The organism is Novipirellula rosea (assembly GCF_039541335.1).
GTDB lineage: Bacteria > Planctomycetota > Planctomycetia > Pirellulales > Pirellulaceae > Novipirellula > Novipirellula rosea.
Genome location: NZ_BAABGA010000107.1, coordinates 173405 through 187228 on the forward strand (window position 1 = coordinate 173405; position 13824 = coordinate 187228).

Genomic DNA, 13824 nt, shown 5'->3' on the forward strand with positions numbered 1-13824 from the left:
AGCATCCATTTGGATCGGTTCGTCACGCGATGCTTCCGGCTCGGTAGCAGTGAAAACAACAGAACGTCGACGATTGGACCGAAAAGGTCGGGCATAGTTCGTTTTCTGTGTTTATTCAGACGTGACGGACATTGAAGGTTACAACTAACGTTTTGACGAGTGGGTTCAGCTTAGACTCTGGCAAACTCCGTACCAATAGCTCGAAACACGCCTGCCGCACCAATCGCAATGCAAGGTTATCGCTCGGCACGGCGATTTGGAATTCGCGGCCGCCAACCATGCAGTAGCCAGGATCAGTTGTGCCAATGGCCAGACTGATGGACGTCATAGTGACCCTGTTGGTAATGGAAATGATTTCCGTGTTGGGTCGCTTGCGGCGCATGATAGTCGAGGTGCGTCGTGTTGTGGTATGTCGGTAAGTACTGGGGAGTGTAATAGCTTTGGCTTGGGTAGTGCGCTGAGTAGCTTGGAGTGTGGTGCAAATGAACACTTCCAGAGTAGCTATGTCCACCATTGAAGCCACCATGGGCGTGGCCCGAACTGAAGCCGTGACCGTGTTGCGCCTGCGCTTGGCTACCAAGGCCAAGAGAGAATGCCGCTGCAATTGCCAGTGCTGGAACCAATTTCTTCGTAATGGACAACATTGTTTTTCTTTTTGCGAAAGGGTGTTTGACATTTTTGAGACTCGGTTAGTAGTCCAAGCGAAAGAAAAAGCGAAATGTGAGCGAGAATTGGCACTAATCTGAAAAAGAATTTTCCTTGCGAGAAATGACTGGTCGAACGCAACCCCAAAAATTAAACTACGGAGTTGGCACTGTCGCGGACGTGGCTGGTCCAACGCGACAATTGCATTGTAGAGTTGAGCAAACCGCTTTTGGATTCGACAAAAATGATCCTGTTCCTGTCTGTTATTCGGTTCGGATGTCACGCACGGGCCTCTCGAGGTCTTGGCACATTCGCAGTGTTTGCACTCGTGATGACGATGTGTGTTGTCGTCTTTGCCGTTGACGCAGACGCGGGGACGCGACGCAAGAATTCTAGTCGCGGTCGACACAATGCCGCAGCCATTCAGGCTCAAAAGACGCGGATGATTCGGAGCATCCAGAACCAGATCGCCGATGCTAGAAAGGTGTTGAGTTCGATTGAATCAAAAACGGCGATGACTCAAAAGGAGGCGGAGCAGGCGATGGAAAAGCTCGCTTCGATTCATTCGGAAATCGAAGCCGAACGTCTCGATGTTCCGAAAGCGATGAAGGACATGCGCGGCATCGAAGAAGACATCCTTGCCGAGCAATTACCGGAGTCCGAGCTGAAGGTAGCGATGGCGAATATGGACCGGCTCAAGGAAGCAATGCACCTCGTGATTCATCAAATGCTAGGCCTTCCTGAACATTCAGGGGCGACCAGTTTGAACGAGGGTTTGTTTGATCTTTCCAAGCTCACCGCTGAGCAACAAAAGACGCTTGATGCCAATTCGGAATATCAGTCTACCGAGCAAAAGCTGGCGTCCGCCGCAGCACGTGTTAGGCAACTGCGGGAAAAGCTCTTTGCGAAGGACAGCGATTGGATCGCGGCCAAACAAGATGTGATCGACGCATCGAAAGAGGCACTTGCCGATAAGCGTGAGTTAAAATCGACAGTCGTTCACGCGGCGGCGGAGAAAAGTAAATTAGACAACGCAAGACAGATCGAGGCTGTCGCTCGTGCAGCTATCGCACGCGGCGAGGCTCGCCTGCGTCAATTGGGAGTCAAGTCAACGGAGGTCAAATCAACGACCAAGAAGTAGCACACTCTGAGTTGTGCTTGCCGAACTAAAACTGTTCCGCGAACAGCCGAACCGCTGTCCCCACGAACCTTGTGCCCGAACAATAGCCCGATTTGACGTGTCCAAGAGATTTTGCAAACCAGCGTGGTTGCCCCGGAAACGAAAAACAGCAAAAGCGGCGGCAGCGTTGACACTGAACCTTTCAGTTTCGTACCCATCTATCGTCCTTGACCATTGGTAATTCAGTGCAACACTTGCCTTGGAGGATGTCGTCAAAGTGTTGACATTGCGCCGTCATTTCGACACCGCTCGTTCTTCGCACCAGATATCGCGATTTTTTGGAAACTCTGTAAATCACGTGTTTTCTTGGAGTAGTATCCAGCGGCACGCCACTTGCGTTTGCGTTAAGAGGTCGAAGTCGTCCGTCCCAAACAACTTTCAAGCGAGCCAGTCTAAATGAACCGAATCATCCCTACTATCGGACTCCTTGTTGTCGGCTTCGCTCTGACGGCAAGCTCGGCATCAGCTCAGCATTACGGGTATGGGCATTATGGCTACGGTCATGAATCGCATCAGCACCACGCTCATTACGATCACGGGCCGCATCATGGCGGGCACGGCTATCACAATGATTACCACGGTGGCTATCACGCCACAGACTATTTGACCTACCCAAATCATCCGCCCGCCTATGTGTACGCTGCTCCTGTCCACGATGAACCAGCGTATGTCGATTCGCTGGCGGGCGATTACTACTGCCCCGATTCAGGCTACTGCCCCCAAGCCGCGAACGGATTCGGTCAGCATTATGCGCCTATGCCATCGCAAAACCAACAGGATGATTACGCCTACGGGCGATCGCCAGGCTTAAACGAGCTGTCTCACGACGGGCATGATCATTCAGGTGTCGCTCACGATAGCCACGACCACGGCGACCACTCTCACGGTCACGAAGGCCACTCACACGGCCCAGCGAGTCAGAGTCTCCAAAACCGAGGCAACACTTTCGCCTCACCCGATCGCCAACCGATGACGGTTCCGACTCTACCTAACCGCAACTTAGTCCCCCAACCTCCCCGCTTCAATCCACCGAGCAACCGCCAAACTCCACCCAGCGACGCACCAACGAATGATGATCCCATCCGAATGGACGGGCCACCACCGAGCCTAACATCGATCGTCAGTTCATCTGTCGATGTTGGCTGATTCAGTTGACTGCGATTTCAGTTTAGGTTTGCTGTTTGCGCAAAACGGCATTTGCAACATTCCTGTTAGGCATTCGGCTTGGTGTTCGTCGCGAAGTTCCTTGACTGCGATCGATATCTGCTGGTGGCCATTTTGCGGCTGCGCAACGTAAGGCCGAAGTAGATAGTCTCACCAGGGAAGATTAAAACCAAAGTTGTTATTTGTTTCGTGTAATATGACCGAATGACGCACGCGATGCTTGTCTGGCATGTCTGACATGAGACGCACGATTCTGTTGTGACATAGCGGAATCGAGACATTGCTGTGATTAATCATCGACGTCAATTCCCAGCCGTGTGTCTTCGCTAAGACTGCGGCACCAACGGCCGTCACCGGCTCCACTAGCCGAACGAGCTTTCCACTCAAGACAACAGGGCCAATGTTGCTGCTCCAACGCCAAGGTCGTTTCAAAGATAGTCTTTGACTTGGTGCTAGCCACTCCCAGATGGCCATCGTTGGGAGCAGGCTGAGCAATCGCATTAAACACTACACCTTCTTTCGCCAGCGGATGTTAGCTGAACTTTTCCACTGCGATGGCGATCCATAGAGGTTCGGATTCGTCGACGGCCCGATCGTCAGACACCCTCGGTGAGTGTTCCAGCTTCCATTCATGCACAGTCGCTATTTTTCTTTTGGCCAACCATGTTTAAGAACGCGACGCATCGCTGCGAGTGTTTCTTTACTCGCGTGGTGTTCCATGCCCTCGGCGTCCAGGGCGGCGATGGTTTCGCTGACGCCCAACTTGAGTAAGAATGCTTGGACGGTCTGGTGGCGGTCGCGGCATTTGTTGGCTAGTCGGCGACCGGCCGGAGTCAATTCGATCGGGCCATACGGTTCGGTCGAAGCCAAACCGTCGCGTTTTAGCCTTGCGACGGTGTTGTTGACCGTCGCATGGGTGACGTCAAAGTGCGAAACTAAATCGACCGCGCGGCAGGCTCCGCGTTCGGCGATCGCGTCGGCAATCGCCTCCACATAGTCCTCTGCCATTTCGCTGGAGTGATCTTGTCGGGTGCGTCGGTAAACTTGGTTGGTCATGATAGTGTGGCACGTTGGTCCCTTAACGTGGATTGCTTAGTCAAGAATCGAAATATTGCTTCGCGTGTACTCGGTGGAGCACTACCGATCCACATTCTAGCGATCGAGTGATTTCTCGCCACTGTCCACTTGCAACGCAACTTAGCCGTTGCTAAACTCCTCGTAGTTAGCCGGCGCTAAGTTTCGGTTTCTGCTCCTGTCTAACGAGGAAAAATTTTGTGATGAGTCGATCTGTTAGTCTATGGCTGTTGTTCCTTGTTGGCCTAGCGGGTTGTTCGAACTCGCGTCAAGACTCGGGAACTGCCGGCGCCGCCGCTAGTCAAGACGTCCCAATCCCGATCAATGTTGCGGCGACGGTCGGCATGGTCGCGGACGTGGTTCGCCAATTCGGTGGCGATCGAGTCACGGTGACCCAGGTTTGTGGTTCGGGCGTCGATCCTCACCTCTACATAGCCACCCGTGACGATGTACAAACGATGATCATCGCGGACATGATCTATTACTCCGGCCCATGAGCAACCAGCGAAAAACTCGCATCGAAGACTACTTGTTGGCCGTCGAACTGCTGTGCCGAGATACGGATCGTGCAACAACCGGAAAAGTGGCTGCGATGATTGGTGTGGCCAACGGAACGGCTAGCAGCTTTCTGCGGACCCTCGCCGAAAGCGGTCTGGTCGATCTACAGCCCTACGCGGGTTCGACCTTGACCGAAGCAGGACGTCGTCGATTGCTTGTGGTGATGAGAAGGCGACAATTGTTGGAGTTGTTTATCGTACAAACTCTGCACTTATCCATCGAATCCGCCAGCGAGGAGGCATGGCAGTTGGAACCCGCCGCATCCAATCACTTGATCGACTGTATTGACTCGCAACTAGGCAATCCCATAGTGGCAAGTTGGTCTCCAATGTGAACCGGATCAGCTCGACACACTGATTGCATCCTAATGTTAGCTTTGGCTAAATTGGATGTTGCCGGTTGTAGTGATGCCAAAACGATGCAAATACGCCAAAATTTGACTGTTTTGACGGTCTTGGTAGAACGAAACCGCCAATCGGATCGAATCTACCAGTGGCGCACGGCGGTCTCCGCCGTGTAATGTACTTGGGCGGTCTCCGGAAAATTAAGCTGATCGCACGGTGAGCACCACGGTGCCACACTTTTCAAAGGAATGATGGAATGAGACTCACTGGAAGCTTCAAGCAACGGATGTTCGCGTGGGTGCTGATGGCAAGCTGTGCGTCTGCACAAAATTCCTACGGACAAGATTGGGCTGAGTCGATCGCGCCGGCAGCTTACACCTCCTGTGGCGAATCTTCTTGCGATTCGTTCGCCGATCAGTGCCGAGCGAATCGAGCTTGTCAGCGCGGCACGGTCGGATCGCTGTTTCGCTGGAGTGCTGATCCGTCGGCGGGCGAGCTAGCTCAACCGGATGAACCGCTCGTTAGCGACCGCCCCGACTTCACCGAAGCCAGCAGCGTTGTCGGGCTTGGCATCCTGCAATTAGAAACGGGTTACACTTACACGTTCGACGATAACGGCACCGATCGGGCTGTCGGGCACTCGTATCCCGAAACGCTGTTCCGATATGGCGTGTTGGCGAATTGGCTCGAGTTTCGTTTGGCATGGAATTACGGCAACGAAGATGCAAACGGAGTCAGTACATCGGGAGCGGACGACTTGTATCTCGGATTCAAGATCGGGTTAACCCCGCAAGAAGGCTTGCGTCCGGAGATGGCGATAATCCCTCAGATGACTGTCCCCACCGGCGGCGCCGGCAGGACCGACGGCGAAGCCTTACCAGGACTCAATTGGTTGTACGGTTGGGATATCAACGATTTCTTCTCAACGGCCGGAAGCACGCAGTTCAATCGTTCGATCGACGGCGGAACCTCGAACGCTTACACGCAGTGGGCACAGTCGTGGACGGTTGGTTATTCACTTGCCGAACGCCTGGGCGGTTACACCGAATACTATGGCTTTTACCCCAGCGGTGCGGACACCGATCGGGTCAAGCATTATTTCAACGGCGGCTTAGCCTATTCCATCTCCAACGATGTCCAGTGGGACATTCGCGGTGGCAAAGGACTCAACGACGCTGCCGACGACTACTTCGTCGGTTCAGGGCTGGTAATTCGATTTCGCTAGTTGGAAATTGTGGATCGAACGAACCAAGGGAAAGGGGGCGTTTTGAACATCGAGCCACCAAAGCGAAAGACTCGCAAGTTTGTCTTTTACGAAATCACAAATCTCGTCACAGACCGTCGGTATTGATCGAGGGCTTCTTTCGCTTCCTTGGCAAGCATTGGGGTATCGTCTAAGCCGAGGTAGACCAACTTTGCTTTCATCAGAAACGCGGGGCAATTTTCGTCCGCGCGATTGCAAACGGTAATGACCAGTTCGCACGCAAGTTTTGCTATCTTCCAAACAATCGAAATTGCCGAACTAAGCGTCGCGAATCCAAGTCGCGCGGCGCATCTTTACCGTCGACCAACTAAGCCTAGTCGATCGAAGTCGCGCATCTCTGGATCAGCAATTCCGAGACTTTGGTTCATCGAGCTGGAATCAAGAGTCAGTTCGCTTTGAGTTCCCACCAACGCAATCGTGGGCGAGCTGTGTCGCCGTCGAATCCTCGAAGCAACCGCTGAGATGCCAGGCCAGACTAGTTAAGGAAACGGCGACAACAGTTCCAGAAGTGTAAATACTGTTGTGAAAGGCTTGCGCGAAGACTCGCGAATAAAGAATCTGCAAGATTAGAGTCCCGAATTCACTAAACGCTGTCAGTGCCAGTCACTTTTACGACCGAAAATCACTTCCGAGTCGCTATCTGATATCCCTTCGATCACACGGCGTATTCAATTAGATACCGGATGGGCCTTGCTTCAAAACGTTCAAATGTGGTTATACACGGGAAAACTGCTGTTAACAGTGTTTGGCATGGCGCATGCGATGTTTCACATGAAGTTTCCCGTCAACTGTCCCTTCAAGACAGAGCCCGCAACTCAACACATAGGATTCAGTCATGTTGAACAAGAAAATTTACCTTCCAGTCATCGCACTTGCCGTTGCCTTCACATTCGCCCTTGGTAGCGAAGCCCAGGCACAGCATGGTCATGGATGGGGACATGGTCACAGCAGTTTCCATAGTGGGCACGTTTATCAGCCGGTAACGCAAACACACTGGGCACACGGAGTTCAACAGTCGTTTTCCCCCAATTACGGATGGCAACAGCCGACGTTCCACAACACCACCCACCTTGATTACCACGGTCCACAAATCTCTCGGCACGGCAATCACTTGCACGTTCAACCGGGACACTACGACGTGCATCGCAGCGGTCACTGGGATCACTAAAATGTGTTGAGTGTTCAAAATCCCGCAGCCTGCCGTCTCAGCCGACCATTGTTGGCTGCGATTTTTTTTTAGGGGTGGGCATTGTCACAGGCATATTCGTTAAAAGCCCAGCCTATGCTATCTCGTTTTTGTTCAGCTCAAACAAACCTAACATCCACCAAGCCAAAATACCTTAGACTATTAGTTGACCTCTTTCCCATGGTTCCCGAGTTTCGACGACATCGCGAGATCTTTCTGGGCGGTTAGAAACTCTGGTGAATGAGATATTGCTCGACATGCACCACAACTATTCCCACAATCCCGGATTCGCAGAAACTTACCGCGAAGGCTACGAACTTCTGGGAGTAGCAAAGTTCATTCATGCCGCCGAGCACAACAATGACCGCGAAGCGATGCGTTCCAAGCTTCTCGGTACGGATCGGCTGTTTCATCACATCCAAGATGATGTTCGAGGTTGGACGAGCATTCATCACCGCCAGATCGGCACACTCGGTCTGATCTCTAAAATTGAAATCGCCGAATCCACTTTGCATCACTTGATGAACGACGTTGGAGTCTCCGAATCAGGTCAGGCTCCGCAAACTTCGCCAGCGGGCAGAGGAGTTGAGCAGGCTCCGCCGCCACCAGGCGTGCAACAAGGATACTCACCACAGCAGGACGCACCGCAAGGCTATGTCCCACAACAAGGTGGCCCTCAAAGTTATGCCCCCCAGAGTGCTCCCGCCCAAAATTACCCGCCTCAGCGTAGCACGCCAAATGCGGCTCCACTGGGCAATTCACCACCACCGCCGACTATTCAATAACACCAAATGCGTCCTCACGCGAATGGCCGCGATCTTGACCAACGGCGTCTGACCAATGCGTTGACATGCCAACAATTTCGAATCGATGGTGAATACTAGCGCCATCGATTTCCGCTCACAATCAAGCTCATGACGTAGCGACTCGTGAGGCAGCCGGTGGAAACGAAGGCCATTACCATGATACAACCCGGCGACTCGAACGCTTGCTAACGTCGATCGCGTTTAACGCTTCGCACGTTGTTCGCAATCGTTTCTGGTTCGGCAATCTGGTGGGGCCACGTTCCAACCCAGAGAGTGAATTGGTTTGCCATTGAAGTCAACACTGGGCAATCCGAGTCGGCTTTGGCGATAGTCGGTCTATGCGAGAAGAGCAAATCCTAACGCCGATCACTTGCTTCCCACTTTGTAGGTGGGAATCAAATCACTGTAGTCAAGCCCAAGACCGAAGTCTCCGTCGAACCCATCTCTTTCAATGACGTCGTTGTTGGACGCCGGAGATTTACCGTCGTGCAGCGACATGAAGTATTGGCTGCCGACGGCAGTAGGCATCAAGGGTATTCGACAGCGAAAGGATCGATAACTCATTGGCCTATCGAACCTCGATATAAGTAACATCGAGGCATCGATGCGATGCTTCCTGGGTAAGGGGGACTTCGCGCTGAACGAGCCGTCACTCGCTGCAACCTGAGAACTCGGGCAATCATATGATCAACGTCATAATGAAACAATTCCTCGTATATTTCGCCAGTAGTTTCATCCTGCACTTGATCTGGGAGAACGCCCAGATGCCACTGTTTGAGTCAGGCGACGCGTCGCTTTGGGACAACTTCAAGATGTGCCTGTGGGCCACCGCAACTGACGATATGTTTTTCATGCTGACTCTCTATCTAACGGTCGCCCTCATCCATAAAAATATTTGGTGGATTTGTGACCGATCGACATTTATACAACCGGCTACTTGGATTGTTCCAGTCATGATCGGTGTACTACTCGCTGTCAGTTTTGAGTTGTGGGCGGTTCATGCGACAGGTCGCTGGATCTACAGTTCGATGCCGATGATTCCCGTGATCAAAGTCGGACTGACGCCAGTTTTGCAAATGACACTGATCCCATTAGCCGCGATAGCCAGCGGGATGTGGTCATTGAGTCGCAGCTAAGAGCACTGCGATCATGTGCAATGCGAACCAAAGGACGAAACGACGAGACGTTTTTGGCGGATGTTCGATTGCACATAGTCAATAACTCGCCAGCAGCGTTTCAACCTCAGCCTCGCTGCGTAAACCAATCACCGTTAGTCGTGCCGCGTCCCGCTCCCATGAGATGGTGTCGACTCCATCAACGGTCACCTGCTGGAGCTGACGACCATCGCGGCTGACCAACTGGACGGGAAGATCACCAAAACTGACTTTCTGTGACTTGCAGTGTTCGAGAACGAGGAACGTAGATCGATCGGGTCTTTCACAAATACAAACGACACAGTTGCACCCGCTCGGACCAAATGGGCATTGCCCCTCACAACACTTGCAAAACGGAAACGACAGCAATTTCGTCGAAGCGAGCTTAGCATTGCCTGGCAGCGCATTCTTGTTGGCGTTCGTGCTGACGTACGTTGGACGTCCGAAGCTGGCTTCGGCTTGCTCGATCGAGACATCTTCACTGGATAACTCTTTCGTGAGCATGCTAAGTGCGCGCCCAGCATCTTGCTGGAAGAGTTCGAGTACAGGTTGCAAGTTAATTGCAACACTCGCTTGTGCCACAACCGCTTGATCCCCCGTCTGTGCGACACGGAAACTTGCGATGATCAGCATCGAAGCTGCGAGCGCAACCACAGCTCCAGAAATTGTTTTCCAACTGAAAATGAACGTCGGCGTAGTGGAAAGCGATGTACTGACATCATCATCCAAACGCCTTGCAATCGACTCCCAGGCGGGCAATCGAGACGGCGCCTCGACCTGTGACCGAGCATATTCGCCAAGCTCCTTGAATGAGTCAAGTTCGAACGAGCATGAATCACACTTGTCAAAGTGGTGCCTAATAATGACGCTGGATCTATCATCCAACTCGCCATCCATGTAAGCGGATAGATTGTTGCGAACGAATGTGCAATTCATGATTATTGCTCCCAACCTAGTTTCAAAAGCTGGTCTCGCAACTCCCTTCTCGCTCGATTCAACCTTGATCCGACCGTGCCCTCAGGTATTCCAACAATCTCACCGATCTGTGCGTATGACAGCTCGTCGACCTCCTTTAACTGAAAAATCAATCGCAGTTCTGGCTCGATCATCGCCATCGCCTTCGTCAATGTTTCGGCAGCGTCGCTGCACCACGACGTTTCCTCAGGCCGCGCGACATCTTGCTCCAAGAGCGGCTTCGTATTCCTCACTCGACGACCTCGCTGTCGCAGGTGCTGCAATGACTCGTTAACGACTAACCGATGCAGCCACGTCGGAAACGCTGACTCAAATCGGAAGCTCGGCAGTTTGGCGAACAAGTGCAGAAACGCTTCTTGGGCCACATCGGAGGCATCGGACTCGCCAACCACTCGGCGAGTGATTCGATATACCCGATCACTGAAAACTTCATAAATCTCCCGCTGCGCATCGCGATCCCCGACCGCAGCTCGGCGAACGATCTCGTCATCGACTGATTCTTGATCGGACGACATCAGACCTTCAAAATGTGTTCCGTAAGCACACGCGGAAGTCTATGTCACCACGTTGGATGCTGGAAAACAAGCGTTCCTTCACGAAAGATTCGATATTACATCAATTTTAACAGATTCAAATTTCCAAACGATCCGCGAGCAGTCAGGAAGAGCATTTCCGCGTCGTGATGGATTGTGGCTCGCCAACCGGGACATCAAGCCGAGCTTTCCTCCGCATGAAGCCATGACCGCGCATTTGTTGGACTTGCCATTGTCGCAGCATCCTTGCCCCAGCGGTACGGTTTGGCAATAGTCCATTTCGCAATCCTTTATGCAGCGCGGGCCGGCTTGGGCAGGTGGGGCGAAAGTCAATAGTATCGCCGTGATCGCAAGAGCGATTAACAGTCGGGCGGCGACGATGGATTTCGGACGGTACATTTCTGAGATTCTCATCAAGGTACGGGAAACATTCGCTGTGGCAAGCATTCACTAGCGACTGTTGGATGCATCTCGTCCGCTGCGTCTTCACGACTTTTGGCGATTCATTTATGAAATGTGACTTGGCATTCCGAAATCGAATGGTCGTCGCCAGAAAATCGCGTTCCCAGAAACGAAAACGCTGCTAGTTTTTTGCGCCAGCAGCGTCATTGTTGTTTTACTTTTGGAGCGACGTCCCGCCTCAGTGGGTGCGATAACGTCGTGGGTCCGTCTTCGGGTACTGCCAAGGTTGCTTGTGCGTTGCACCACGGTTACGAGCTTGCATGCTCGGCTGGTAGGAGAACCGACGGTAGCTTTGGACCTGTGGGGCCGCGACGTCAACACCTTGGTTTGAATTCGGTTGATACATCGTTGCCATCGGAACGGGCGACGACGCTGTCAGTGGTTGGGTTTCCACCGCAGGTGAGTAGGAAAACCGCTGATAGGTCTGTCCCAACGCTGCGTCACAACCGGACTGAGCCGACGCGTTACCAGCAGCCAAGCCCAGTGATCCCAAAATTGCAGCACTCAGAAAAGCACGTTTGAACATTTTGTCATCTCCGGGGCACGGCCCCAAACAATGTGACTAACGGACTTGGATTTTTGGTCTGGGGATCGTCCGCCTTGCTCCCTTTGACACAAATTAGATGCACCCCAGACCTCCCCCCTTCACGGCAGTCAGCAAAATTTTGCCTTTTTTCCGTTGCTGCTAGGCTTGTAGATCGCATCTGCCAAAGCGAATACATGCCAAACGATTTAGCATTCGTATGCCGCGCAAACAGGCACGAGCGTTGCGGTCATGGATTCACCCTGTACTTTCGTAAATATCCTAAGCCGTGATGCGGCCATGCATTACGATTTCGACGCGAGCCAAATTCGGTTTCAAATCACAGACCGGCACGAGAATTGAATTGAATTGAATGCACTGAGCTAGCCTCCGGTAACGCGTGGCATGCCAGGAAAGTTTTTTTGTTACTGCTGATGTCGAGGTTTAGCCCATGCAGAGTTTCACTCGCGTCCCAGCTCTATTGGGGCTGTTCGTTGTCACGTCGGCCGTGATGGATATTCGCTTGCTTCTCGCAGACGAATCACGCTTAACGTCGGTAACCTCGGGGAATTTCATCGCCCACACCTACCCAGGCGGTCCCTCAGCGGAGAAAGTTGCGAAAATTTGCGAGTTGTTGAGGGAGCAATTGGTTCGTGCTTGGTGCGTGAGTGAGCTGTCGGGTTGGAATCCTCGCTGCGAAGTTCGAGTTTACGCCTCACGCAACCAGTACATTCAAGCGGTTGGGCCCGCCGGGGCTCAGACGCTGGGCAGCAGTCTGATCCAAGTGAACGCGGTGCGTACGCTTTCCCGCCGAATCGACTTGCTCGCCGATTCCGCAGGTAACCTGCCGGCGTTGCCGCACGAACTGACCCACGTCGTGATGTCGGATCGTTTCGGAGGACGACAACCACCCCATTGGCTCGACGAAGGGGCGGCAATGCTGGCTGATAGCGAACAAAAGAAATCGCTCCATGAGCGGGATTGTCGCAAGGCGCTGCACGACGGCTCGGCATTGCCGTTGTCGGTCCTACTGCACCTCGAACAGTTCACTTCCGCTGATCAAATGCCCGCGTTCTACGGTCAAAGCGCCTCGCTGATGAAGTTCCTGTGCTCGAAAGGCGACATCAATAAAATTACGCGATTTGGAGTCGATGCAGCGAGTCACGGGTACGACCAAGCCTTGCTGAAACACTTTGAAATAAAAAACGTTCTCGATCTGGAAAAGCAATGGAAGCACTTTGTCTACAACACGGATGCGTCACAGAGGTTACCAGCCGTGTTGACCGTTAGTTTCACGCCCTGAGTCACCGCCGACACTTGCCCCACCTAGGCGACTATCGTCGTAGCACATTCACCATTGAAATTCATCGCCCGATCGGGAGCACTATAAAGACGCAATGCCGATTGACGCCTAGGCGTGCGTGTTCGTTCACGCGGCATTCAGGGGCCACTTTGCTACATTTTATCGGAACAGGACGAGCCACGGATTGCCCCAATCAATCGTTGCCGTGCTGAAGAACGCAGGCTATGAAGCACAACCACTCAACTAAGGCTCTCGGGAAACTGGTGAGTGTGTGGTCCGAGAGAAGGGCGGAGATGGCGTGTGGCCGCATCAAACCTGAAGCTTTGAATTGAACCGGACACCACCCCCACGAAAACCGATGTCAAGTATCGTTGTTGATTCGGAACCGGTCGTCAGTACCTCTGATTCGGTTCTCGCGTGCTGTGATTCGTTCCATTATTCGTAGCGATTGTAGAGGGTGCAGTAGACAGGGATCAAAACCAGTGTGTCGACGGCGAATGTGATCACTCCAAAAATGACCGGCACGGCGAATCGCTTCATCGGACCGGCTCCTGGAGTGGTCATCCACAAAATCGGAATCAGTGCAACGAAGTCCGTTGGGGCCAATACTCCATGCCGTCTGAATTGTCTCACAAGCGATGACCGAAATACTT

Annotated in this window: 16 protein-coding genes; 9 read left to right on the top strand and 7 right to left on the bottom strand. The window is 52.7% G+C overall.

Going from position 1 to position 13824, the window contains the following annotated elements:
• Window positions 1-115 precede the first annotated feature (115 nt).
• Window positions 116-676: a hypothetical protein gene (locus tag ABD971_RS30940; RefSeq protein WP_345327539.1), complete on the bottom strand. Its 561-nt coding sequence runs from the start codon at window positions 674-676 to the stop codon at window positions 116-118.
• Window positions 677-889: 213 nt separating this feature from the next.
• On the opposite strand from ABD971_RS30940, the gene ABD971_RS30945 reads away from it, so the two are divergent.
• On the top strand, window positions 890-1786 hold the full coding sequence (locus tag ABD971_RS30945) for a coiled-coil domain-containing protein (protein ID WP_345327540.1): 897 nt from the start codon (window positions 890-892) through the stop codon (window positions 1784-1786).
• Between the two features lie 435 nt (window positions 1787-2221).
• Complete coding sequence (locus ABD971_RS30950; RefSeq protein ID WP_345327541.1) at window positions 2222-2971, top strand: hypothetical protein; 750 nt, start codon at window positions 2222-2224, stop codon at window positions 2969-2971.
• A gap of 307 nt (window positions 2972-3278) precedes the next feature.
• On the opposite strand, the gene ABD971_RS30955 is transcribed toward ABD971_RS30950, so the two are convergent.
• The gene (locus tag ABD971_RS30955; RefSeq protein ID WP_345327542.1) at window positions 3279-3497 is read right to left on the bottom strand and encodes a hypothetical protein; all 219 of its coding nucleotides are present in this window, start codon (window positions 3495-3497) and stop codon (window positions 3279-3281) included.
• 134 nt (window positions 3498-3631) lie between these two features.
• Window positions 3632-4045: a manganese-binding transcriptional regulator MntR gene (mntR, locus tag ABD971_RS30960; RefSeq protein WP_345327543.1), complete on the bottom strand. Its 414-nt coding sequence runs from the start codon at window positions 4043-4045 to the stop codon at window positions 3632-3634.
• 221 nt (window positions 4046-4266) lie between these two features.
• On the opposite strand from mntR, the gene ABD971_RS30965 reads away from it, so the two are divergent.
• The 5 genes from ABD971_RS30965 (at window position 4267) to ABD971_RS30985 (ending at window position 8200) form a co-directional block, all read left to right on the top strand.
• Window positions 4267-4560, top strand: a complete 294-nt coding sequence (locus ABD971_RS30965) for a metal ABC transporter solute-binding protein, Zn/Mn family (protein ID WP_345327544.1) — start codon at window positions 4267-4269, stop codon at window positions 4558-4560.
• Window positions 4557-4955, top strand: coding sequence for a metal-dependent transcriptional regulator (locus tag ABD971_RS30970; RefSeq protein ID WP_345327545.1), 399 nt, complete (start codon window positions 4557-4559; stop codon window positions 4953-4955). The genes ABD971_RS30965 and ABD971_RS30970 overlap by 4 nt, the downstream gene beginning before the upstream one ends.
• Window positions 4956-5221: 266 nt before the next feature.
• Window positions 5222-6190, top strand: a complete 969-nt coding sequence (locus tag ABD971_RS30975) for a transporter (RefSeq protein WP_345327546.1) — start codon at window positions 5222-5224, stop codon at window positions 6188-6190.
• Between the two features lie 874 nt (window positions 6191-7064).
• Complete coding sequence (locus ABD971_RS30980; RefSeq protein ID WP_345327547.1) at window positions 7065-7397, top strand: hypothetical protein; 333 nt, start codon at window positions 7065-7067, stop codon at window positions 7395-7397.
• Between the two features lie 254 nt (window positions 7398-7651).
• A complete protein-coding gene (locus tag ABD971_RS30985; RefSeq protein ID WP_345327548.1) occupies window positions 7652-8200 on the top strand; it encodes a hypothetical protein in 549 nt (182 codons plus the stop codon).
• Between the two features lie 387 nt (window positions 8201-8587).
• Here ABD971_RS30985 and ABD971_RS30990 read toward each other — a convergent pair whose 3' ends face one another.
• On the bottom strand, window positions 8588-8749 hold the full coding sequence (locus ABD971_RS30990) for a hypothetical protein (RefSeq protein WP_345327549.1): 162 nt from the start codon (window positions 8747-8749) through the stop codon (window positions 8588-8590).
• Between the two features lie 170 nt (window positions 8750-8919).
• Here ABD971_RS30990 and ABD971_RS30995 point away from each other — a divergent pair, with 170 nt between their 5' ends.
• Window positions 8920-9357, top strand: a complete 438-nt coding sequence (locus tag ABD971_RS30995; protein ID WP_345327550.1) for a hypothetical protein — start codon at window positions 8920-8922, stop codon at window positions 9355-9357.
• Window positions 9358-9435: 78 nt separating this feature from the next.
• On the opposite strand, the gene ABD971_RS31000 is transcribed toward ABD971_RS30995, so the two are convergent.
• The 3 genes from ABD971_RS31000 to ABD971_RS31010 form a co-directional block, all read right to left on the bottom strand.
• A complete protein-coding gene (locus ABD971_RS31000) occupies window positions 9436-10311 on the bottom strand; it encodes an anti-sigma factor family protein (RefSeq protein WP_345327551.1) in 876 nt (291 codons plus the stop codon).
• Between the two features lie 2 nt (window positions 10312-10313).
• On the bottom strand, window positions 10314-10865 hold the full coding sequence (locus ABD971_RS31005; protein ID WP_345327553.1) for an RNA polymerase sigma factor: 552 nt from the start codon (window positions 10863-10865) through the stop codon (window positions 10314-10316).
• A gap of 658 nt (window positions 10866-11523) precedes the next feature.
• Window positions 11524-11871, bottom strand: a complete 348-nt coding sequence (locus tag ABD971_RS31010; RefSeq protein ID WP_345327554.1) for a hypothetical protein — start codon at window positions 11869-11871, stop codon at window positions 11524-11526.
• Between the two features lie 448 nt (window positions 11872-12319).
• Here ABD971_RS31010 and ABD971_RS31015 point away from each other — a divergent pair, with 448 nt between their 5' ends.
• A complete protein-coding gene (locus ABD971_RS31015) occupies window positions 12320-13171 on the top strand; it encodes a gluzincin family metallopeptidase (RefSeq protein WP_345327556.1) in 852 nt (283 codons plus the stop codon).
• The last annotated feature ends 653 nt before the right edge of the window (window positions 13172-13824 follow it).